Genomic DNA, 21,182 nt, shown 5'->3' on the forward strand with positions numbered 1-21,182 from the left:
TTTATTACGTCAGATATCCATATATGTAAAACAAAATCTTTCAATACTTTATTGAATTGTTCTCCAAATATATTGTTTTTTTGTTTTGAAAAGGATTTTTAATTGATAAATCAGTAATTTTTAACGAAAAGTTTTTATTTCATTACATAAATGCTTAAAAAATAAAGCAGGAATTAGCTAAATAAGTCTACAGCTTCATCAAATAGATTTAATCTTTGCTCACTTAAAATAAAACCTTAGAAAAAATGAAACCTTTGCGTGGTAAGTTTGCAATAAATCAGAAAGACTTAATTTTAAGACTAACCTTATTGGAAAAAGGAATAGGAAACAGATAGCCTTTGCGCTGATACTTCCGATATCGATTTAAACGCTCCATCCCTATTCCTTGTTTTCTAAAAACCGAATAGAACGCTGTTTAGGTAAAATTCTCTTACCACGTTGGTTACAAGAAAACATATTTCCAATAAATAAAGAAAATTCTTATGGCAAATTTAGAGAAAAAAGTAATTGGAGTAGATGTTAGCTTGAAAATGCTTACTCTTAATTACAAGGATTCAGAGGGAGTAATAATAACACGTAATATTCCTAATCTTAAAAAAGATATTTTAGGTAATCTTAATATTTTTGATAAAGAAGAATATAAGATTATAGTAGAGGCTACAGGTGCTTATAGCAGCAAGATTTTATATTTTTCCTATGAATTAGGTTTCGAAGTAAGTATGGTAAATCCAGTAAGTATAAAAAGATATGGCGAACTAAAGAATCATATCAGTAAGACTGATGCTGAAGATTCCAGACTGATTCGGGAGTATGGTGAACAGGTAGAATTTAGGCCTTATACTCCTAAAAGTAAGACTTTGGAATACCTTGATCAGGAATTAAATCTTTGGCATGATCTGGAACAGGCGAAAAAAAAGTATGGTCTTAAGCTTAAGGCTCTTCAACAAAAAGCACTGTGTAGCAAGGAAACGATAAAACATTATGAAAGACTTATCAGGAATCATGACAGCGAGATAGAAAAAGTGATGTCACGGATGTCAAGACTTCAGGATGAAGAATTAAAGAGAGATGTAGATTTATTAAGTAGTATTTCGGGCATTGGAGAAAAAACGGCTTTACTGTTGTTGGTAGCCACCAATGGATTTAAAAATTTTGCCAATGCTAAACAACTATCCAAATACTTTGGTGTAGCTCCTCGTCTTTATGAATCAGGAACCAAAAAGAAAAGTCTTGGCAAATGCAGGACCACAAAAAAGCATGTAAGAAGTATTTTATATGTGTGTTCCTGGACAGCTATGAGATTTAACAGCCAATGCAGGGAATTATATGAAAGAATTTTGTCAAAAAATAAATCCAAAAAAGTAGCATTGATTGCTGTATGCAATAAATTACTCAGACAATGCTTTGGAATAATGCGAAACAAAATACCTTATCAGAAAAACTATTTACAAGTAGGCAATTAATTTTTTAGCATATTTATTTGCAAATTAACATAGAACGTTTTAAAGAATAACCTTAGAAATTAAAAATGCTACCTCATCATCATTTTTTGATTACAAGATAGCATTGTATGTATGGCTGTATAAAAAACAGCATATTTTTATTTTTAGCTGATCAGCCTCATGATTTCCAAAGCGACTTTCAATGCTTCAGTTCCGTCTTCAAGAGAAACCTCTACATTTTTATCGTCTGTGATGGCATCTGCGAAAGAGTTCAGCTCATCCAAAATAGCATTGTTGGACTGAATATTCGGGTATTCAAACAGGATCTGATTCTTTTCTCCATCTGCATTTTCAATAATCATATCAAATGGAGTAGGGTTTTCAGGAGCGTCTTTCATTCTGATCACTTCAGCCTTTTTCTCAAGGAAATCTACAGAGATATAAGCATCTTTCTGGAAGAATCTGCTTTTTCTCATGGCTTTCATAGAAATTCTGGAAGTCGTAAGGTTAGCTACACAGCCGTTTTCAAACTCTATTCTCGCATTGGCAATATCCGGAGTCTTGCTTACCACACAAACACCGCTTGCGTGGATATTTTTAACCTTAGATTTAGCCATGCTCAACAGAATATCCAGATCATGGATCATAAGGTCCAATACTACAGAAACATCTGTCCCGCGGGGATTAAACTCTGCCAGCCTGTGGATTTCAATGAACATCGGATTGCTGATATATTCCTTAGTGGCAATAAAAGCCGGATTGTATCGCTCAACGTGTCCTACCTGTGCTTTGATTCCTTTTTCCTGGCATAAACGTAAAATTTCTTCTGCCTGCTCAAGAGTCTGGGTTACCGGTTTTTCAATAAAGAAATGAAGACCTTTTTCAATGGCTTTTAAAGCATAATCGTAATGATAAACTGTAGGAGTGACAATATCAAGCATGTCAATCTGCTCAAGCAATTCATCAAAATTTTCAAAATATTTATATCCGAATTCGGCTTCTAATTTCCTTCCGTTTTCAACATCTTTATCATGGAAACCTACAAATTCATATCTATCTGATTGATTAAGAAGTTTTAAATGTATTTTTCCCAAGTGTCCGGCACCTACCAAACCTGCTTTTAACATAGCTGTATTAAATTTTTGTAAAGATAGTGAATGTACATTTATAAAATACATGACTTTTCACTTGGAGATATTTAAGATTGAACGCATGTATTCATTAAAGAAATTACAGTAAATTCACGGTCAGAAAAATAACGATGAAAAGAATAATTTCGATATTACTCATCTTAGGATTATGTACTGCCGGATGTATAGGAGATAGTCCATACGACCCGCAGGCTAAATGTGGAACTCCAGAAAATCTGATATTTGAAAAAGGAAGTAACCAGCTTTCCTGGAATATGATTAGCCAGGGCGAGGGATATTATGAAATACAGTATGGAGAGCAAGGTTTTACTTTAGGAAATGGAACAACAGTTGTAACCTATAAGAATTCCTATAATCTTCCATTGTATAAGAATAATAAATATGATCTTTACGTAAGAAAAAACTGCGGAATAGACAATGGCCGGAGCAACTGGGCGGGACCTGTTACCGTTTTGGCCAGTAATACAACAACCTGTATAAAACCAGGATATGCAACGTATTCAAAAACGACTTCTTCCGTTTATTCTTCCACTTTTGATGCTACAGTAACCTGGGAAAATGATGGCATTTCTGCATATGAAACTGTTTTGACAACCAGCTCTGCACCACCTGCGAGTGGAGAATTAGTGATTTCAGGTCAAAAAGCTATTTACATAGGATTAACTAAAACAGTGAACTATAACTTTTTTGTGAGAAAAAGATGTGCTGATAATACCTTCAGCGATTTTTATGGACCTTATCCAATAAAATGGGATTAAATAAAAAGAAAGCAGTCATTTTTTGATTGCTTTCTTTTTGTGGATAATTCTTTGCCCCAATTTCTGAAATCTAATTTCTAATTTCTTACTTTTGTCAAATGCAGGATTCGTTTGTACATAAAGGAAAAAGAAAGATTTTAGTTGATTACCTTCGAAACAGAATTGGAATTTCGGACGAAAATGTACTTTCGGCAGTGGGTGAAGTTCCAAGACACCTTTTTATCGAAAGTATTTTTGAAGATTTTGCCTATGAAGACAGAGCATTTCCCATCTTGGCACATCAGACCATTTCCCATCCTTCAACGGTAGCAGAACAGTCTGAACTGCTGCAGGTAAAACCAGGTGAAAAAGTCCTGGAAATTGGTACCGGATGCGGATATCAGACGGCTGTCTTAATAGCAATGAAAGCTCATGTATATACGGTTGAAAGACAGAAAGACCTTTTTGATTTTTCCAAAAAGAAACTCAGAGAACTTCACCTGTTTCCAAAATTCCAGAGCTTTGGAGATGGCTTTGCCGGGCTTCCTACTTTTGCTCCTTTTGATAAAATTATCGTAACCTGTGGTGCTTCTACTTTACCAACAGAGCTTTTAAAACAATTAAACGTCGGAGGAATTATGGTGATTCCATTAGGACCTACTGATGAGCAGGTTTTATACAGATTTACCAAAATAGGGCCTACAGAATTTGAAAAAGAGGAATTTGGAGCGTATAAATTTGTTCCTATGCTTGGAAATACCAATCAATAATTTTTATCCATCAGAAACGGAATTGGTAGAAGAACTGGTCTCAAACACCAGTTCCGTTGGATACCAATTTGATCAATAGGAACGGACTATCATCCTGAGCGGAGACGAAGGGAGTCCGTTTTTTTTTATCAACATACATTCTATCGGCTTTAGCCAAAATTTAAAATATTATAACTCATTTCGGAATGAAAATTGGACTCATAGGAGAACCCAATCACTAAATCTATTATTATGGACACGAACAGATTCAAAGCGTCACATGATTTTAGTAATCTTCAGAAAAACCTGAATAATAATCAGGGATATAGCGTAGAAAGTTATTCCCAGCAGGTAAAAGATTACATTCATGACATGAAAAGCAGGAATCAGGAAGCAACCAAACAGGGATTTATGACACAAGCTCAGAAATCCGCGAAAGAAGTTTGGGCCGAGATTCAGGAAATTGCTTCTGAAGCCTGGGAGAAAAACAAAAACCATTCGGATGAAAAGAAATAATTTTTAATATTAAAGTTCAGGAACCTTACTTTTTGCGAGTGAGGTTTTTTATTTACAATCATTAATCCATACCAATGAAAGTCTTTATCAATAAAAGAATTCCCGAAACAGGAATTAAAATGCTGGAAGAAGCAGGGCTGGAAATTACTATTCCGGAAAAAGAAAACCTTTCTTATGAAGAATGGCTGAGTTACTGTAAAAATACCGATGCTATTTTAAGTATTGGGGCAGAATTTAAATATGACAAAAACTTCTTTGAAGCCTGCCCGAATGTGAAGGCCATTGCTTTATATTCTGTAGGATTCGATCATGTAGATATCAAAGAAGCCACCCAGAGGAATATTCCGGTGGGTAATACTCCCGATGTTTTGAGCAGGGCGACTTCAGATGTTGCTTTTTTACTCATGCAGTCGGTGGCAAGAAGGGCAAGCTACAACTTCAGGAAAGTAAAAGATGGAAGCTGGGGAGCATTTGAGCCTTTGCATGCTTTGGGACAGGAGCTTTATGGGAAAACCCTCGGTATTTTCGGACTCGGGCGTATCGGTTATGAAATGGCTGAAAAATCAAAGAAAGCTTTTGGAATGAATATCATTTATCACAACCGCCATCATAACGAAGAAGCTGAAGAGGAATTGGGAGCAACGTATGTTTCTTTTGAAGAGCTGATCAAAAACTCAGATGTATTGAGTGTTCATGCCAATTTTATCCCTGACCAAAAAGAATTGTTCAATGCGTCCATCTTTGAACAGATGAAACCAAATGCTATTTTCATCAATACTGCCAGAGGTGGATTTCACAATCAAAAAGATTTGTATCAGGCGTTGGTTGATCAGAAAATCTGGGGAGCGGGTCTGGATGTTACCAATCCGGAACCTATGTCTCCAGACGATCCTATTCTTGAACTTTCAAGTGTTTGTATTTTACCCCATATTGGTTCTGCTACTATTGAAGCCAGGAACGGGATGGCAAGACTGGCAGCAGAAAATATCATCGCTTTTTCAAAAAATGAAAGAATGCCGAATTGTGCAAATCCTGACATTTATTCTGCTCATTCATCCTAACTTGGAATTATTTTTGTTTTGATTATGTAAACCTAAAATCTTAAATATTATGGCACCAGAGAAAAATATTAATCAACAAAACAAGAGGTTAGAACAGATGGATTATAACCCAAACGAAGATATATTTAAGAGAGAAAAACACATTCCACTTGACGGAGATGGAAATCCTATCTTAGATGAGGACTTAGACGAAGATAAAATAGATAAAGGCTTAGATATTCCAGGAACCGATGACGATGATGAAATGGAAGAAATAGGAGAGGAAGATGAAGAGAACAACTACTGGAGTCTCAGTGATAATGAGGATGACCATGAAGAAGAAAACGATGATGTTTTAACCTAAACTTTAACGATAACAAATCGACCTTACTGACTTTCAGTGAGGTTTTTTTATGTTGAATAACAACTAATATTAGTAAGGGCAATTCCCCTCCCTCGGAGGGGTGGATTCAAAAATTCTTTAAATTTTTGAAGACGGGGTGGTTCCATAATGCAAAACAATAAAATCCTCCAACTCCCTCATCACCACACTCAGGTTATTCCTCACATCAAAATCACTTATTCTGAAAACTAACAGTCCTAAAGATTCCAGATACTCCTGTCTTATTCCATCATAAATTTCTTTCTCATCATGACTTGAACCATCTATTTCTATAATTAATCCCAAAGTTTTTATATAAAAATCGACAATATAGTTTCCAATAATCCTTTGCCTGTCAAAATCAATTGTATGAAATTTTTTTGCACGGACTTTCTTCCAGAAGATTACTTCACCCAGAATACGGGCTTTGCGTTTTTCTCTTAATAATACTTTTAAATGAGGATTGTAGGGCAGATTCTCAACGAAATTCCTGCGGATCGGAATTCCGTTGATGACGGTAAGGATTTCTTTCATGAATGTGTTTATTTTAACCACCCCGTCTTTCAAAGTTTGATGAACTTTGAAATCCACCCCTCCAGGGGAGGGGAATTTGAGGTGCATCTTTTCAAATATAGTATTAAAATAGAAATGCGCTATACGGATTCAATAATTTTACATAAGCCATAAGCCATAAGCCATAAGCCATTTTGCTTTTTACTTGCTTATATTTTCTAATTTGAATATCTTTAAAACTTCAAACATTGTTTACAACATAGACCTTTAAATAGTAATATGACATTTCAAGAACAGATACAGCAGGGGATTCCTGATCAGCTGCCACAACCAAAACCATACGAGACCAATATCAACCATGCTCCGAAGCGTAAAGAAATTTTAGGAGAAGAAGAGAAAAAACTGGCATTGAAGAATGCATTACGTTATTTTGATCCTCAGTTTCACGCAGAACTGATTCCAGAATTTAAGCAGGAACTGGAAGATTACGGAAGAATTTATATGTATCGTTTCCGTCCGGATTATGAAATGAAGGCGAGACCTATTACAGATTATCCGGGACAATCTGAGCAGGCTAAAGCGATCATGCTGATGATTCAGAATAACCTGGATTATGCAGTAGCACAGCATCCTCACGAATTGATTACTTATGGTGGAAACGGAGCTGTATTCTCCAACTGGGCTCAGTATCTGCTGACGATGAAATATCTGTCGGAAATGAGTAATGAGCAGACATTGGTGATGTATTCAGGACATCCGATGGGATTGTTCCCGTCTCATAAAGATGCACCAAGAGTTGTTGTAACCAATGGAATGATGATCCCGAACTATTCAAAACCGGATGATTGGGAAAAGTTCAACGCATTAGGTGTTACACAATATGGGCAGATGACGGCGGGAAGTTATATGTATATTGGCCCGCAGGGAATTGTTCACGGAACAACGATTACAGCATTAAATGCTTTCAGAAAAATAAAAAAAGAACCGAAAGGAGGACTTTTCGTGACTTCAGGATTAGGGGGAATGAGCGGGGCTCAGCCAAAAGCAGGAAATATTGCAGGCTGCGTTACTGTATGTGCAGAAGTCAATCCGAAGATTACAAAGATCCGTCATGATCAGAAGTGGGTAAATGAGATCTATGAAAACCTTGATGAACTGGTAAAAAGAGTAAGAGAAGCACAGGCTAATAAAGAAACTGTTTCTTTAGCTTACCTTGGAAATATTGTTGATGTCTGGGAGAAGTTCGATCAGGAAGACTTAAGAATTGATATCGGTTCAGATCAGACTTCGCTTCACAATCCTTGGGCTGGAGGTTACTATCCGGTAGGACAGACGTTTGAAGAATCTAATACCATGATGGCTGAAAACCCTGAGTTATTCAAAGAAAAAGTTCAGGAAACATTAAGAAGACATGCTGCAGCCATTAACAAACATACAGCAAAAGGAACCTATTTCTTTGATTACGGGAATGCCTTTTTATTGGAAGCTTCCAGAGCGGGAGCTGATGTAATGGCAGAAAATCCTACCCTGGGAAGAGAATTTAAATATCCAAGTTATGTTCAGGATATTATGGGACCGATGTGTTTTGATTACGGTTTCGGACCGTTCCGTTGGGTATGTTCCAGCGGAAATCCTGAAGATCTGCAGAAAACCGATGATATTGCGTGTGCAGTATTAGAAGAAATGGTGAAAAACTCTCCTGAAGAGATTCAGCAACAGATGAAAGACAACATCCAATGGATCAAAGGAGCTCAGGAAAATAAACTGGTGGTAGGTTCCCAGGCCAGAATCCTTTATGCAGATGCAGAAGGAAGAATGAAAATTGCAGAAGCCTTCAACAAAGCTATTAAAAACGGAGAAATCGGGCCTGTAGTATTGGGAAGAGATCATCATGATGTTTCGGGGACAGATTCTCCTTACAGAGAGACCTCCAATATCTATGACGGATCAAGATTCACTGCAGATATGGCCATTCACAATGTGATTGGTGACAGTTTCCGCGGAGCTACCTGGGTTTCCATTCACAATGGTGGTGGAGTAGGCTGGGGCGAAGTAATCAACGGTGGTTTCGGAATGCTGTTGGACGGAAGCGATGATGCCGACAGAAGACTGAAGTCTATGCTTTTCTGGGACGTAAACAACGGAATCTCAAGAAGAAGCTGGGCAAGAAACGAAGGTGCTGTTTTCGCTATTAAAAGAGCGATGGAAGCAGAACCTAATCTGAAAGTAACTCTTCCAAACCTTGTAGACGAAAATTTACTGTAAAATATAATATTCAACATTGGCAACGATCAACAAAAATCTTTTTTCACACCTGAACGTAGAGGATTGTGATCCTGTATGGGAGAAATTTGCTGAGGTTGAATTTTCAAAAAAAACTCTGTTTACGAACAATAAAGCCTATCTTTTAGAAGATGGGCTTGTTCGTAAATATTATATCAGCAGCACTACAGATATCGATACTGAAATCTGTGCAGAATTTTACTTTCCCGGAGATATTTTTACCGTTGACGAAAAAGAATCCGATGCTGTTTATGAATCTATTAACAGCGGACTGGCATGGGAAATCACCCTTGATGAGGTGAAAGATATGTTTGTTTTAAATCCGCACTGCCGTTTCGTTCAGAATTATTATCTCAGCAGAAAGCTCAATGCAGCAATGAAAAGAGAAATGCTCCTGTTGAAAAACACCCCTCAGGATCTCTATGAATATTTGCTGAAGAACAAACCTTATTATATTCAGAATATTCCTTTAAAATACCTCGCTTCTTATATCGGAATTACACCTATCTCTTTAAGCAGAATCAGAAAAAGGATTGTATAAGCTGGAAGAGGGGAGCTGGAAGTTGGAAGTTACTACCCATTTCCTTATTTTCTATAGATTTAATAATTAAATTGATCAATCACTTGAAATAAAAGAGAGATATAGTTATTCTATCACCTCAATAACTCCCATCTTCCATCCTCCATCTTCCAACTTTAAAAAAACACCTTCATTAATTATCTTTTGTTTATTGACTGGCTCTCAGGAAGTCTTTTCCTTTGTTGAAAAAAAGAATATGGAAATACAAAAACTAAACTGGGCGGGCATTCAGCTCACTTCACACAACAAAACCATCTTAATAGACGCTGTAGAAGATTACACTTATTATAAACCCGTTTTGGGAGATGCTGTAGAGAATCTTATAGAATTTTCAGACCATGTAAAGGCTGATTATATTCTGTTTACCCATATGCACCTTGACCATTTTGATAAAGGAGTCATCAGAAAATGCCTAAAGGAAGACGGAAAACTGATAGTATATAAAGGGCTTGAAGCTGTGGTAAGAAAAATTGTAATTGACGCAGAGATCATTATTCTTGACCTGGATGAAACCTTTACAGAAAACAATATCACCTTCAAACCCGTATTTGCCATGGATGGATTGGGAGAAATACAGTCTTCGTGGATTGTGGATGACGGGGAAACAAAGATCTTTCATGGTGGAGACACCATCTGGCACAATCAGTTCTGGAAGCTCGGAAAAGAAAATCCCAATATAGATTACGCATTTTTACCCGTAAACGGAGTAGTTGTTAATTTTGAAATCATTGGATTAGAATACAGCCCTGTTCCCGCTTCCCTCAGTCTGAAAGAAGCCTTTGCCGCAGCCCATCTTTTACATGCTAAAAAACTGGTACCCATCCATTACGGATTGTTTGCTCATGAAAAATTTTATATTCCTCAGGTGTTTGATGACAATGATATGAAGCGTATTTCAGAGGAAGTAGGACAGGAGTATATGATTCTGAAAGATGGAGCAGTGTTGTTAAAATCTTAAATGGTATTTGTAAGGACAACTGTCATTCTGAACGAAATGAAATGTAGTGAAGAATCTCAACATCAATAGAAACGGGCTTTTAGCCCGTTTTTTTAGGATCATTTCTGTACCTCATTGTTATTCCACCCAATTGTCACTCCACGATCTGTTGTCATAAGTAGAGTTTCCCACACCCTTTTTATCATTCCACAGGAATCTATGCAGCAAAACTTTTAGATTGATGAAAAAAATAAGGGTTTAGATGGAATGACAGGGTGAGCACATAGGAAGACTATGTAAACGATTTTCCAACAAAATTTAAAATATTAGAAAACTTTACAACTATTTCCAACCTTTTCTGCCATAGGCTCATCTTTATAATAAAAGCTTACTATGAAAATTACGATACCCAAACCTTGTCATGAAAACTGGAATACGATGTCACCAGATGAAAAAGGAAGATTCTGCACTGTTTGTTCCAAAACGGTACGAGACTTCAGGAAAACTTCGGATGATGATATTATAGATGTGTTTTCTAAGGCCTCGGAAGAAATCTGTGGAAATTTTAATCCATCACAGCTCAACCGGGAGCTGCATTATTCTTATATCAATGATCTTTTTGTGAAATTTGCTGTTGGTTTTATGCTGACAACGGGAGGGATTGTAAGTGTGGATGCACAGCAAAATAAAATCTGTGATACCCTAAAGACTGAAGACTTACAGGAAGTTTTTTTGAATACTCAGGGAGACAGAAAATTGCTTGGTTCTGTTTCAGTAGTGCCAGCGATAGCTTTATCAGACAGCAAAGAAAAAGAAAAAAAAGAAATTGTCTCAAAATTACCAGGAGTAATTGGTAAGGCTCCTGAAGATCATAACAGTATACGTATTGGCGGAGCTCCCTCAAGTGGAGCAGTATACAAACCCATGTATGTAGTGAATGGAAAAATAAGCGATTATGAAAAAGTAAAAGCACTGGATCCTAATCTTATAAAAACAATGAATATTCTGAAGGGAGTTTCTGCAACTACAAAGTATGGCGAAAAAGCCAAGGATGGAGTAGTTGTGATTACTACTAAGAAGAAACGGTAAAAAAATAAAACAAGCATACATTATACGATATATTTTAAATTTTCTATTATTATTCTATCTTAGTAATAAAATAACTGACCATGAGACTAAATATTGAAAACCCTTGTCATGAAAATTGGGAAGAAATGACAAGCGATCAAAAAGGGAAATTTTGTTCCGTTTGTTCTAAAACTGTAACAGATTTTACAAGCTCCTCAGATGAAGAACTTTTAATGAGTTTTAAGTCTGATAAAAAAATGTGTGGGAGATTTACGGGTGATCAGTTAGGTCGAAATCTAAATTTTTCATTAACCTCTAAAATAGCTTTGGGATTATTGACTGCAAGCGGAGTGGTGACCACAGCCAAAGCACAGGAAGTAAAAGGTGAAGAAGTAAAGAAAGTTGATTTTAAGAAAGGGCTTGAAGGAGTAGAGGTCATCAACAATACAATCAATAAAACAATGTGGCTGGGCATGCCAAGTAAAGAGGATATTGAATCTACACAGCCAATGATTCTGCTGGATGGTAAGAAAATATCTGAAGAGAAAATGAAAAAAATAAAAGGAGATAATGTGAAAAGTGTAAATATACTTTCTGGTGAAGGAGCAACCAAACTTTATGGAGATAAAGGGAGATATGGAGTTATTGTGATTGAAAGTAAAAAATAGAATTGTTGAAAAAATATACCGTACACTATCAAAAAAAGGATTTGGTTTTAGTTTCAGAAAGTCAAAATGAAGTTGGCAGAATTATAAAGAATCGTAAGTTGTTTCATTTTGAAGAGTATATCACTTTCAATTCTAAGAAATATGATATCAGGAATGTAGGTTTTTTAAAGAATGATGTAGAACTCTTTGATTCAAATGTGATAACGTATTTCACAGATTTAGCAAAAAAAAGAATTATTAAGTCGGGCCAGGGAGTTAAAATTTATTATTTTAAATTAAAAAAGACCTGGCAATTAACTGAAAAAGGGGAATTACTGATCGAGATACGGGAGGAGAAAAGAAAAGGTAAAGAATCAATTTTTCATCTTGAAGTGGATCATTCTGTTGATGACTTATTAACTTTACTGTTCTTGCACTACTCAACTAAGGAATTTAATTCTATTGGTGGAGATGGAGATTAAAAAATGATGAAAATAAAGCATAAAAATCTTGCGTAAATATAAACTCCGGCGATCGAAGATCGCCGGAGTTTATATTTATTTTAAAGTAAAAGCTTATTATTTTACCGCTGCAATTGCCGCTTCATAATTCGGTTCCTGTGAAATATCAGGCACCTGCTCTTCATAGATGATCTTTCCTGAAGGATCTATTACTACAACCGCTCTGCTTAGAAGGCCCTTCATGGCAGAATCTACCAGTTCCACCCCATAGTTCCATCCAAAGTCTGAACGGAAATCTGAAAGCATTACTACATTTTTGATTCCCTCAGCACCGCAGAATCTTTTCTGTGCAAACGGAAGATCTTTGGAAATACAAAGTACCACCGTATTGGGAAGGTTTCCTGCCTCTTCATTGAAATGGTGTACAGAAGCTGAACAAACGCCTGTATCTACACTAGGAAAGATATTTAAGATCACATTCTTCCCTCTGTAAGATTCCAGTGTCTGATCATTCATATTCACATCGGTAAGGGTAAATTTAGGGGCTGGCTTATTCAGCGCCGGTAATTTTGCATAGGTATGTACTTCTTTTCCTCCCATCAGAACCGTATTGGTTGCTTTAGATTTTTGTGCAAAGCCCATTGCGGAAAAGAACAATAGTGTACTGAAAACTAATTTTGAAAACATGAAATTTATTTTTAAGCTAAATTATTCTTTTTTCAGGAGCTGAGATTAATTTTAATTCAAATAGATCAAATCTATTGTCAGATTGTTTTTTTCAAAACATTTTACTTCTACCTTTATATTATTAAACGAAGCCGTCTCAAAAGTCAAATAGTTTGGCTTTTGTTATTCTGACGAAGGAAGAGTCTTATTGATGTCTGGATATCAGAACTACATTCGCAGACCTTTAGTCTGTGGTCAGAATGACACTTTTGAGATAGTCTCAGTCTTATCACATAAAAAAATAGAAAGATTTATGAGTTCAGAAAACACTGCATCATTCCATCACATTTTTAAGAGTGAAAATGAAATTCCGGAAGAATATAAAGTTCCGGTCATCCACCAGAGAACTTATCTCCTGAACGGCGAACTGGTAGAGTGGGACGGAGATGTTACCGAAATCTATTCCCCGGTGTGCATTCCTACAGAAAACGGGTTAGAAAGAAAACTGTTGGGAAGTATCCCGAATATTGGCCCGAAGGAAGCTATGGAAGTCCTTGAAGCCTGTGTAAAAGCCTATGATAATGGTCTTGGAGAATGGCCTACCATGTCTGTGGAAGGGCGTATCAAATGCATGCAGAAATTCGTCTACCTGATGATCCAGCAAAGAGATCTGATCATTAAATTACTGATGTGGGAAATTGGAAAAACGCTTGCAGACTCCACCAAAGAATTTGACCGTACTGTAGATTATATCAACCAGACCATTGATGCTTTGAAGGATCTGGACAGAGAATCTTCCCGCTTTCAACAGGCAGAAGGAACAATTGCACAGATCAGAAGGGCTCCGCTTGGAGTGGTGTTAAGTATGGGGCCATTCAACTATCCTCTGAATGAAATTTTTACCACATTGATTCCTGCCTTGATCATGGGAAATACCATTCTGTTTAAACTCCCGAAACATGGTGTACTGGCTCATTATCCTTTATTGAACGCCTTTAAAGAAGCATTCCCGAAAGGAACTGTGAATACATTATATGGGAAAGGATCAGAAATCATCACGCCAATCATGGAAAGCGGAAAAGTGAATGTTCTGGCCTTCATCGGTTCCAGTAAAGTAGCTAACGGCTTGAAAAAGTTACATCCGAAAGTGAATCGTTTAAGAGCTATTCTGAGTCTGGATGCTAAGAATGCAGCCATCGTGACTAAAAATGCGAATCTTGATGTAGCCGTGAGCGAATGTATTTTAGGGGCACTTTCTTTCAACGGACAACGATGTACAGCACTGAAGCTTATATTTGTTCAGAAAGAGATTGCTTTAGAATTTACAGAAAAATTAAGTGCAGCGGTTTCTGCTCTGAAACCAGGATTACCGTGGGAGAAAGACGTAAAAGTAACACCGCTTCCGGAAGTGAATAAACCTCCTTATTTGAAAGAATGCATTAATGATGCTTTACAGAAAGGAGCCGCTGTTTTGAATAAAGACGGAGGTTATACAGATGAATCTTTTGTTTTTCCGGCGGTAGTTTATCCGGTAAACAGTGATATGAAACTGTATCATGAAGAACAGTTTGGTCCGGTGATTCCTGTTGTTCCGTTTGAAGACATAGAAGAGCCTATAGAGTATCAGGTGAATGCTTCGCATGGGATGCAGGTAAGTATTTTCAGTGAAGATCCTCAGGAAGTGGCAAAGCTGATTGATCCGTTTGTAAATCTTGTAAGCCGTGTCAATATCAACTGCCAGGCACAAAGAGGTCCGGATGTCTTCCCGTTTACCGGAAGAAAAGACAGTGCAGAAGGTACGCTTTCTGTATTTGATGCACTCCGTTCATTCTCAATCCGGTCTCTGGTAGCGGCAAAACTTACAGATTCCAATAAAGAATTACTCAATACCATCGTCAGAGAACATGATTCCAATTTTTTAAGTACAGATTATATTTTCTGATTCTGTTGTATTTAACATAATTAAAAATCCTCAATAAACTTCTTTGTTTGTTAAGGATTTTTTTAACTTAATGCCGGAAATTGGAGTTTTGTATTATAATAAGATGATGTTTCAATAAATATTATCTAAGGATCAGTATGTAAATCATGTCTTCACCGGAAAAAGAATTTTTAGAGAAAATTGAAAAGCACAAAGGTGTTATTTTCAAGATTTCTAAAATGTACATGGATAATAAGGACGATCAGAATGACCTCTATCAGGAGATCATCTACCAGGCCTGGAAATCATACGGTGATTTTCAAAAGAGAAGTGATTTCTCTACATGGCTTTACAGAACTGCACTAAACACTGCAATTGTTTTCCTGCGAAGTGAAAAAAAACGTAGTTTTATACAGAACCAGAATGTAGACGGGCTGGGTGTCCGGCAGGAACCTTATAATGATACGGATGATGTGAATATGAAGTTGATGTATGAAGCAATTCATCAGCTGAGTCCTATTGATAAAGCACTTATATTTTTCTTTTTGGAGGGTTTTTCAGGAAAAGAAATTGCCGTTCAGCTGGGAATTACCGAAGTGAATACAAGAGTAAAGCTGAAAAGGGCAAAAGAAAAGCTGAAAGAGATCATTACCAAACAGGGAACAGGTTCTCATTAAAAGATAAAACGATGGAGCTAGAAAATTTTAAACAACTTTGGAATAAAGATACAGGACAGGAATCTCCTGAAATTTCTCTTGAAAAACAGAAGGAAATACATTCCCCGTTACAGATGCTGAAAGTAAATATGGAAACAGAGTTCTGGCTGATGATTGTAACGCTGCCTTTACTTTTAACCAATTTCCCGTTTGCTTCTGCTGATTCTAATATCAAGATCATATCCGTATTTGTCACCATCCTGACCATTGTTATCATCGTCTATTTTTATTCCCGTTTTCTGAAACTGTATAAGCTGCTTCAAAAGAATAGTATCAATACAAATTATGATTTGTTTAATCTTAAAACCCAGCTTCTCATATCGAAAGAAATTTATATTGCCTACTATGTGTCCTATATTCCTCTTGGATTTCTTCTCTCTCTGATCAGAATTAATTTTCATTTTGAAATGGAATATAATCTGGCAATCTTCGGGAGCAGTCTTCTGATCACTTTGCTCCTGATTGCTTTTATTATAAAATACTGGATCTATTATATGTATGGAAGATATATTGATGATGTGGTGCGTTTGGTGGATGAACTTAACGAAATTGAAGTAAGTTCCAGACCGCAAAAGAAAAAAACATGGTTTGAGCGTTCTCAGAAATTTTTCATGAATAAAATGGGGATCAAAGGAAATATTCTGAATACCGTGATATGGTTTGTTTCCATGTATATTTTTATCATTTTATTTTTGACACTCGTTTTTTTGATTGTCATAATAGCCGGTGCCAAGCTGAACCTTCTTGATATAGGATCCCTGCAAAGAGCCTTAAATAAATTGAATTAGAATTTTAATATAAATAAGAACCTGATAGATAAGCTATCAGGTTTTTTATTTCTTTTGTAAAAACTGTAACAATTTTTTTAAATGAAAACTAACTCTATAGAGTAACAAATCATGACCTCATTAGAACAAGAGTTTATAAGTCAAATTGAACAGCATAAAGGAATCCTATTTAAGATTTCTAAAATGTACATGACTGAAAAGGATGACCGGGATGATCTTTTTCAGGAGATTACCTATCAGCTCTGGAAAGCATTTCCCGGTTTCAGAGGTGAAAGCGAATTTTCAACATGGCTGTACAGGATCGCTTTGAATACGGCCATTATTTTCCTTAAATCAGAAAAAAGAAAAAGCTTTATTACCAATGAAGATTTTTCCAATCATATCATTATACAGGAAGACTATGATTATCGCAAAGAAGAGCGCCTGGCTGAAATGTATAAGGCCATTCATCAACTTAATCCTATTGATAAAGCCTTTATATTCTACTATCTGGAAGATTTTTCAGGAAAGCAGATTGCAGAGCAGATAGGGATTTCTGAAGGAAATGTAAGAGTGAAAATGAACCGCGCAAAAAACAAACTTAAAGATATCTTAAGCCAAATAAAAACCAACAAACATTAAAATCAGTAATCCAATGAATATCGATGAATTGAAAAATACCTGGAATGAAGATATTATGGAGGAAACTCCTGAAATAAGTATAGAACAAAGAAATAAACTGAACCTTCCCCTTGAAAAAATACGTAAAAACATGCGTGTTGAATTCTGGTGGATGATAGGAATTTTTGTTTTTGCATTTTTGGTTTGCTCAGTCTGCAGACCTTTTAAACTGCAATTATATATAACGGTTTTAATTGCTTCCATGCTTATTGTAACCGTTTTCTTTTTCAGTAAGTTCTTTAAACTGTATAACGAAATCAGTAATCCTGCGCCCAAAACCTACGATTCTCTGAAAGATCTTGTGATGCAGCTGAATCTGAATAAACAATATTATCTTTCATACTATATCAGTTTCGCCCCGTTTCTGGTATGTGAAATCCTTATTGTTCTGGAATTTATCCCGTGGCCAAAACCTTTGAGTGAACTGAAAATTGCAGTGATCTTAATAGGTTCTGTAATCGGAGGATTGTTTTTACTCTATCTGGCCGGAAAATTCTGGTTTCACCGTTATTACGGAAGATATATGCAGCATATTGAAAATCTTTTGGAAGAATTGAAAAGATAGAAAAGAGTTTCGGCGGGCTGAAAGCCCGCCGAAACTTATAAATTATTGCCCTTTATTATCTTTTTCCTTAGCAATTTCATTTTTTATCCAATCCAGCTGTGGATCTTTTTTATCAATAATATCCTGCATGCTTTCAGTAACCACTACATCGGGAACAACACCTTTTCGTGAGTCTGAGAATTTGATATTAGGCTGTACCAGAAGTAATCCTATTGGGAACCTTATTTTAGAATTAGGAAGTTTCTGATATGAATAGAACCCTGCAACTGTTCCGTCATTGGCACCACCGGTTTCTTCACCTACAAGAGTTGCCCTTTTATCATTTTTAAGCTTGGCGGTAATAATAGAAGAGGCTGAGAAGCTTCCTCCGTTGATCAATACAAAAACTTTTCCGTGGAAAGCTTGCTTATTGGGTTTTGTAGGTTTATCAGCTTTCATTTTATAGAAAACTTTTCCGTCTTTTTTATAGGTGCTGAAAGCCTGTGCGAAGAAATAGCTCGGATAAGCAATGCTTTTAAGAGCATATTCTAATGGATTGCTTTTTCTGAAGTAATTGGTGCGCAGTGGAGTATTTCTTGATGTTACCTGAGAAGGTTTGATCAGGGTAAAAGGAGCTTCCGCTAAATAGGAATACAGGTTATTGATCTCATAGAGAGAGCCTCCATAGTTATTTCGCACATCTATAATGAGGTAGGGAGCCTTGACATCATTGATCTTGGCAAAGGTATTTTTATAAAACTTATCAGAATAGTCTCTGGAGAAACTCTGTACTTTTATATAAGCGATAGTGCTGTCTTTATCCAGGAATTTAAAACTCCTGTTGTAAGAATTACTTGAAGCTACATAATCATTCAGTTTCTTTTCAAGCGTTTTTTTCTTCATTTCCTTATCCTTCTCAAGGTCAGAATCAGATTTTATTTCTCTGCTTAAAGTATACGTTCTTTTTTCTCCCTGATAAAGCGTTTCCAGAGTTGCTTTACTCCCAAATCCGTTCTCTGCAGTATAAAAATTAAAGAAAAGATCTTTTAAAAAATAAGGATGGAAAGTCGTATTGTCACCATCACTGCTGATCAGACTTCTGTACTTTTTTATATAATCCGAAACAGGAACATGGTTGATGGATAAAATTTCAGTTCCGGGTTGTATATGCTCAATGGAATCTCTGTTTTGAATAATATACATTCGATCGCCTGATATATAATATTCAAAACGGCTGAACATTCCTTTCTGGTGTTCCAGTCTTTTAAACTCCTTTTGGGTAAATTTCTTTCTGGGAATTCTCAATGAAAGATGTCCTTCACGGATTCCCGCAATGACAGGCTGAAGTTTAAAATAAAACTGAAGAGGAGTAAGAGATTCTGTGATTGTCTGCTTAAGACTGTCAAATTTATGATCCAATTCCTTCTTGGGAATATACCAGTATAATTGAGGATGCATTTGCTGTAATTTTGAATAAGCAAAGTCCACATCCTCTTTGAGTTGCTCCGGTGGAATACATGAAGCCCGCTGTTCGTTGTGTTTTTTGATAGAAGCACAAGACGAAAGTATTGCGAGAAGAAATATTACCGAATAATTTTTCAATAGATCTGAGTTTTTTAGGGTGCTAAAATAGAAAGTTTAAAATTAACCATACCTTAAATGAATAATAAATTTTCCAAAATACATGATAAATTTAGTTAAAAAATGCATTGAAATTGAATAAGCTTTTTATTTAAAAGTAAAAAGTCAATACATTTGATATTTATTTTCTACAGATGATTTATTGGATTATTACGACAGTAGCTGTTCTTACGGTTACCTTTTTTATAGTGATCAATATGAAGGCGTTTGGCGGGGCGCCAAAAGGAAAGAGGCTGAAACGGATCAGGCAGTCAAAACTCTATAAAAAAAGACAGTTTCAGAATACCAGCCATACACCATCTATTACAGAGGGCTACAAAATGTCGAAAGTGACTTTTGATTTCTTTTTTGGGAAAAAAGATCCACTCTTAAAACCCCTGAAAGAAATTCCATCCCTTCATACCGATTTAAAAAACATAGACAAAAATCAGGATGTATTTATCTGGCTGGGACATTCATCTTATTATCTGCAGACAGACGGTATTTCTTTCCTGATTGATCCTGTATTGAGTTTGTATGGTTCGCCGTTTAAATATTTTAACAAGGCATTCAAAGGATCAGATATCTTTAAACCTAAAGATATTCCCAATATTGATTATCTGGTAATCACCCACGATCATTTTGATCATCTGGATTACCCGACTGTAGAATCTATCAGAGACAGAATGGGAATGGCTATTTTGCCTTTGGGAGTGGGAGCGCATTTAGAGAGATGGGGATATGCTGAAAATTCGCTTATTGAAGAAGAATGGGGAACTGAAGTGAATCTGAAAAATGATATGAAAATTGTGTTCACCCCTGCCAGACATTTTTCCGGCAGAAGAATAAGGCAGAATGATACCCTATGGAGCTCCTATGTTTTGATAACACCAACAAAGAAAATTTTCTTGGGAGGTGACAGTGGTTATGACAGCCATTTTAAAACAATCGGTGAGCAATACGGCCCTTTTGATTATGCTATTCTTGAAAACGGACAATATGGAGAAGCATGGAGATATATCCACACGTTGCCGGAAGATGTTATCCAGGCTGGTATTGATCTCAAAGCGGAGCGTATTATTCCTGTTCATGCAGCAAAATTTGCACTCGCTCTTCATCCATGGAATGAACCCTTACAAAAGATAACTGCCTTGGGAAAAGAAAAAAAACTGAATATCCTCACTCCGATGATCGGAGAGGTAGTAGATCTGAATCAGCATGAACAGCAATTTACAGCCTGGTGGGAAGATTGATCAGGCATGCCAGATGTCTTTATATCTTACAGGGTGGTTTTCAAACTGTTGACGTACAAAATCACATTCCGGGTCTACAAGCAAATCTTTTTCTTCTGCGTAGCGTACCAGCTCATCCAGTAATAGTTTGGCATATCCTTTTCCTTCACGCTCTTCATCAAGTTTCGTATAATACACAATAAGCAGTCTTCCGTCAACCTCTATGGACATATAACCAGCCTTTTTCCCATCAATAAGGAGCTGCAATTCATCCTGATATGGCGATACCTGAAACTTTATATTTTCCATGATAATGTAAGATTTGGTTGATAAAAAAATAATTTAGAAAACTTTCCGAAAAACATTCTCTTCACTAAAATTACGAAATTAAATAATATGAAATAATAGTTTTCGGGAATCTTAACGAAATTTATAAGATAAAAGATAAAAGATAAAAGATAAAAGATAAAAGATAAAAGATAAAAGATAAAAGATAAAAGATAAAAGATAAAAGATAAAAGATAAAAGA

General features: G+C 36.1%; 23 protein-coding genes. 18 read left to right on the forward strand and 5 right to left on the reverse strand.

Annotated features, from left to right (window positions below):
* Window positions 1-482: 482 nt before the first annotated feature.
* Window positions 483-1,463 carry an IS110 family RNA-guided transposase gene (locus FN817_RS22795; RefSeq protein WP_142719920.1) on the forward strand — a complete coding sequence of 327 codons (981 nt, stop codon included), beginning with the start codon at window positions 483-485 and terminating at the stop codon, window positions 1,461-1,463.
* 143 nt (window positions 1,464-1,606) lie between these two features.
* Here the strand turns inward: FN817_RS22795 and FN817_RS22800 are convergent, their stop codons facing one another.
* The gene (locus FN817_RS22800; protein ID WP_142719921.1) at window positions 1,607-2,569 is read right to left on the reverse strand and encodes a Gfo/Idh/MocA family protein; all 963 of its coding nucleotides are present in this window, start codon (window positions 2,567-2,569) and stop codon (window positions 1,607-1,609) included.
* 134 nt (window positions 2,570-2,703) lie between these two features.
* Between FN817_RS22800 and FN817_RS22805 the strand changes: the two genes are divergently transcribed.
* The 5 genes from FN817_RS22805 (at window position 2,704) to FN817_RS22825 (ending at window position 5,999) form a co-directional block, all read left to right on the forward strand.
* Complete coding sequence (locus FN817_RS22805) at window positions 2,704-3,351, forward strand: hypothetical protein (RefSeq protein WP_142719922.1); 648 nt, start codon at window positions 2,704-2,706, stop codon at window positions 3,349-3,351.
* A 98-nt stretch (window positions 3,352-3,449) separates the two neighbouring features.
* Window positions 3,450-4,100 carry a protein-L-isoaspartate(D-aspartate) O-methyltransferase gene (locus FN817_RS22810; protein ID WP_142719923.1) on the forward strand — a complete coding sequence of 217 codons (651 nt, stop codon included), beginning with the start codon at window positions 3,450-3,452 and terminating at the stop codon, window positions 4,098-4,100.
* A gap of 231 nt (window positions 4,101-4,331) precedes the next feature.
* A complete protein-coding gene (locus tag FN817_RS22815) occupies window positions 4,332-4,595 on the forward strand; it encodes a prevent-host-death protein (RefSeq protein ID WP_142719924.1) in 264 nt (87 codons plus the stop codon).
* A gap of 74 nt (window positions 4,596-4,669) precedes the next feature.
* Window positions 4,670-5,656: a 2-hydroxyacid dehydrogenase gene (locus tag FN817_RS22820; RefSeq protein WP_142719925.1), complete on the forward strand. Its 987-nt coding sequence runs from the start codon at window positions 4,670-4,672 to the stop codon at window positions 5,654-5,656.
* Window positions 5,657-5,705: 49 nt separating this feature from the next.
* The gene (locus FN817_RS22825) at window positions 5,706-5,999 is read left to right on the forward strand and encodes a hypothetical protein (protein ID WP_142719926.1); all 294 of its coding nucleotides are present in this window, start codon (window positions 5,706-5,708) and stop codon (window positions 5,997-5,999) included.
* Between the two features lie 117 nt (window positions 6,000-6,116).
* On the opposite strand, the gene FN817_RS22830 is transcribed toward FN817_RS22825, so the two are convergent.
* Window positions 6,117-6,551, reverse strand: a complete 435-nt coding sequence (locus FN817_RS22830) for an endonuclease domain-containing protein (protein ID WP_142719927.1) — start codon at window positions 6,549-6,551, stop codon at window positions 6,117-6,119.
* Window positions 6,552-6,809: 258 nt separating this feature from the next.
* On the opposite strand from FN817_RS22830, the gene FN817_RS22835 reads away from it, so the two are divergent.
* From FN817_RS22835 to FN817_RS22860, 6 genes are all read left to right on the forward strand, one after another.
* On the forward strand, window positions 6,810-8,795 hold the full coding sequence (locus FN817_RS22835; RefSeq protein ID WP_142719928.1) for a urocanate hydratase: 1,986 nt from the start codon (window positions 6,810-6,812) through the stop codon (window positions 8,793-8,795).
* Window positions 8,796-8,811: 16 nt separating this feature from the next.
* On the forward strand, window positions 8,812-9,354 hold the full coding sequence (locus tag FN817_RS22840) for a Crp/Fnr family transcriptional regulator (RefSeq protein WP_142719929.1): 543 nt from the start codon (window positions 8,812-8,814) through the stop codon (window positions 9,352-9,354).
* Between the two features lie 235 nt (window positions 9,355-9,589).
* Window positions 9,590-10,351 (forward strand): MBL fold metallo-hydrolase, encoded by a 762-nt coding sequence (locus FN817_RS22845; RefSeq protein WP_142719930.1) that lies wholly within the window; start codon window positions 9,590-9,592, stop codon window positions 10,349-10,351.
* 372 nt (window positions 10,352-10,723) lie between these two features.
* On the forward strand, window positions 10,724-11,419 hold the full coding sequence (locus FN817_RS22850) for a TonB-dependent receptor plug domain-containing protein (protein ID WP_142719931.1): 696 nt from the start codon (window positions 10,724-10,726) through the stop codon (window positions 11,417-11,419).
* Window positions 11,420-11,499: 80 nt separating this feature from the next.
* Complete coding sequence (locus FN817_RS22855; RefSeq protein WP_142719932.1) at window positions 11,500-12,066, forward strand: hypothetical protein; 567 nt, start codon at window positions 11,500-11,502, stop codon at window positions 12,064-12,066.
* A 5-nt stretch (window positions 12,067-12,071) separates the two neighbouring features.
* Entirely contained in the window at window positions 12,072-12,527 is a 456-nt protein-coding gene (locus FN817_RS22860) for a hypothetical protein (protein ID WP_142719933.1), read from the forward strand.
* A gap of 96 nt (window positions 12,528-12,623) precedes the next feature.
* Here FN817_RS22860 and tpx read toward each other — a convergent pair whose 3' ends face one another.
* Complete coding sequence (gene tpx / locus FN817_RS22865; RefSeq protein ID WP_185149934.1) at window positions 12,624-13,193, reverse strand: thiol peroxidase; 570 nt, start codon at window positions 13,191-13,193, stop codon at window positions 12,624-12,626.
* A 292-nt stretch (window positions 13,194-13,485) separates the two neighbouring features.
* Here tpx and FN817_RS22870 point away from each other — a divergent pair, with 292 nt between their 5' ends.
* The 5 genes from FN817_RS22870 (at window position 13,486) to FN817_RS22890 (ending at window position 17,822) form a co-directional block, all read left to right on the forward strand.
* A complete protein-coding gene (locus tag FN817_RS22870) occupies window positions 13,486-15,114 on the forward strand; it encodes an NADP-dependent glyceraldehyde-3-phosphate dehydrogenase (RefSeq protein ID WP_047421863.1) in 1,629 nt (542 codons plus the stop codon).
* 146 nt (window positions 15,115-15,260) lie between these two features.
* A complete protein-coding gene (locus tag FN817_RS22875) occupies window positions 15,261-15,770 on the forward strand; it encodes an RNA polymerase sigma factor (RefSeq protein ID WP_142719934.1) in 510 nt (169 codons plus the stop codon).
* A gap of 11 nt (window positions 15,771-15,781) precedes the next feature.
* Window positions 15,782-16,597, forward strand: a complete 816-nt coding sequence (locus FN817_RS22880) for a hypothetical protein (protein ID WP_142719935.1) — start codon at window positions 15,782-15,784, stop codon at window positions 16,595-16,597.
* Window positions 16,598-16,708: 111 nt separating this feature from the next.
* The gene (locus tag FN817_RS22885; protein WP_142719936.1) at window positions 16,709-17,218 is read left to right on the forward strand and encodes an RNA polymerase sigma factor; all 510 of its coding nucleotides are present in this window, start codon (window positions 16,709-16,711) and stop codon (window positions 17,216-17,218) included.
* A 13-nt stretch (window positions 17,219-17,231) separates the two neighbouring features.
* The gene (locus FN817_RS22890) at window positions 17,232-17,822 is read left to right on the forward strand and encodes a hypothetical protein (protein ID WP_047421637.1); all 591 of its coding nucleotides are present in this window, start codon (window positions 17,232-17,234) and stop codon (window positions 17,820-17,822) included.
* A gap of 42 nt (window positions 17,823-17,864) precedes the next feature.
* On the opposite strand, the gene FN817_RS22895 is transcribed toward FN817_RS22890, so the two are convergent.
* Complete coding sequence (locus FN817_RS22895) at window positions 17,865-19,403, reverse strand: S41 family peptidase (RefSeq protein ID WP_142719937.1); 1,539 nt, start codon at window positions 19,401-19,403, stop codon at window positions 17,865-17,867.
* Window positions 19,404-19,576: 173 nt separating this feature from the next.
* Here FN817_RS22895 and FN817_RS22900 point away from each other — a divergent pair, with 173 nt between their 5' ends.
* Entirely contained in the window at window positions 19,577-20,674 is a 1,098-nt protein-coding gene (locus FN817_RS22900) for an MBL fold metallo-hydrolase (protein ID WP_142719938.1), read from the forward strand.
* Here the strand turns inward: FN817_RS22900 and FN817_RS22905 are convergent, their stop codons facing one another.
* Window positions 20,675-20,962: a GNAT family N-acetyltransferase gene (locus FN817_RS22905; RefSeq protein ID WP_047385514.1), complete on the reverse strand. Its 288-nt coding sequence runs from the start codon at window positions 20,960-20,962 to the stop codon at window positions 20,675-20,677. It lies immediately after the preceding gene.
* Between the last annotated feature and the right edge of the window lie 220 nt (window positions 20,963-21,182).

Origin of the sequence: Chryseobacterium rhizoplanae (assembly GCF_900182655.1) — a bacterium.
Taxonomy (GTDB): domain Bacteria; phylum Bacteroidota; class Bacteroidia; order Flavobacteriales; family Weeksellaceae; genus Chryseobacterium; species Chryseobacterium rhizoplanae.

What these genes read in the sequence shown, in the direction of transcription:
- FN817_RS22795 (WP_142719920.1), top strand. Translation starts at nt 483, where the DNA reads ATGGCAAATTTAGAGAAAAAAGTAATTGGAGTAGATGTTAGCTTGAAA.
- FN817_RS22800 (WP_142719921.1), bottom strand. Translation starts at nt 2,569, where the DNA reads ATGTTAAAAGCAGGTTTGGTAGGTGCCGGACACTTGGGAAAAATACAT.
- FN817_RS22805 (WP_142719922.1), top strand. Translation starts at nt 2,704, where the DNA reads ATGAAAAGAATAATTTCGATATTACTCATCTTAGGATTATGTACTGCC.
- FN817_RS22810 (WP_142719923.1), top strand. Translation starts at nt 3,450, where the DNA reads ATGCAGGATTCGTTTGTACATAAAGGAAAAAGAAAGATTTTAGTTGAT.
- FN817_RS22815 (WP_142719924.1), top strand. Translation starts at nt 4,332, where the DNA reads ATGGACACGAACAGATTCAAAGCGTCACATGATTTTAGTAATCTTCAG.
- FN817_RS22820 (WP_142719925.1), top strand. Translation starts at nt 4,670, where the DNA reads ATGAAAGTCTTTATCAATAAAAGAATTCCCGAAACAGGAATTAAAATG.
- FN817_RS22825 (WP_142719926.1), top strand. Translation starts at nt 5,706, where the DNA reads ATGGCACCAGAGAAAAATATTAATCAACAAAACAAGAGGTTAGAACAG.
- FN817_RS22830 (WP_142719927.1), bottom strand. Translation starts at nt 6,551, where the DNA reads ATGAAAGAAATCCTTACCGTCATCAACGGAATTCCGATCCGCAGGAAT.
- FN817_RS22835 (WP_142719928.1), top strand. Translation starts at nt 6,810, where the DNA reads ATGACATTTCAAGAACAGATACAGCAGGGGATTCCTGATCAGCTGCCA.
- FN817_RS22845 (WP_142719930.1), top strand. Translation starts at nt 9,590, where the DNA reads ATGGAAATACAAAAACTAAACTGGGCGGGCATTCAGCTCACTTCACAC.
- FN817_RS22850 (WP_142719931.1), top strand. Translation starts at nt 10,724, where the DNA reads ATGAAAATTACGATACCCAAACCTTGTCATGAAAACTGGAATACGATG.
- FN817_RS22855 (WP_142719932.1), top strand. Translation starts at nt 11,500, where the DNA reads ATGAGACTAAATATTGAAAACCCTTGTCATGAAAATTGGGAAGAAATG.
- tpx (WP_185149934.1), bottom strand. Translation starts at nt 13,193, where the DNA reads ATGTTTTCAAAATTAGTTTTCAGTACACTATTGTTCTTTTCCGCAATG.
- FN817_RS22870 (WP_047421863.1), top strand. Translation starts at nt 13,486, where the DNA reads ATGAGTTCAGAAAACACTGCATCATTCCATCACATTTTTAAGAGTGAA.
- FN817_RS22875 (WP_142719934.1), top strand. Translation starts at nt 15,261, where the DNA reads ATGTCTTCACCGGAAAAAGAATTTTTAGAGAAAATTGAAAAGCACAAA.
- FN817_RS22880 (WP_142719935.1), top strand. Translation starts at nt 15,782, where the DNA reads ATGGAGCTAGAAAATTTTAAACAACTTTGGAATAAAGATACAGGACAG.
- FN817_RS22885 (WP_142719936.1), top strand. Translation starts at nt 16,709, where the DNA reads ATGACCTCATTAGAACAAGAGTTTATAAGTCAAATTGAACAGCATAAA.
- FN817_RS22890 (WP_047421637.1), top strand. Translation starts at nt 17,232, where the DNA reads ATGAATATCGATGAATTGAAAAATACCTGGAATGAAGATATTATGGAG.
- FN817_RS22900 (WP_142719938.1), top strand. Translation starts at nt 19,577, where the DNA reads ATGATTTATTGGATTATTACGACAGTAGCTGTTCTTACGGTTACCTTT.
- FN817_RS22905 (WP_047385514.1), bottom strand. Translation starts at nt 20,962, where the DNA reads ATGGAAAATATAAAGTTTCAGGTATCGCCATATCAGGATGAATTGCAG.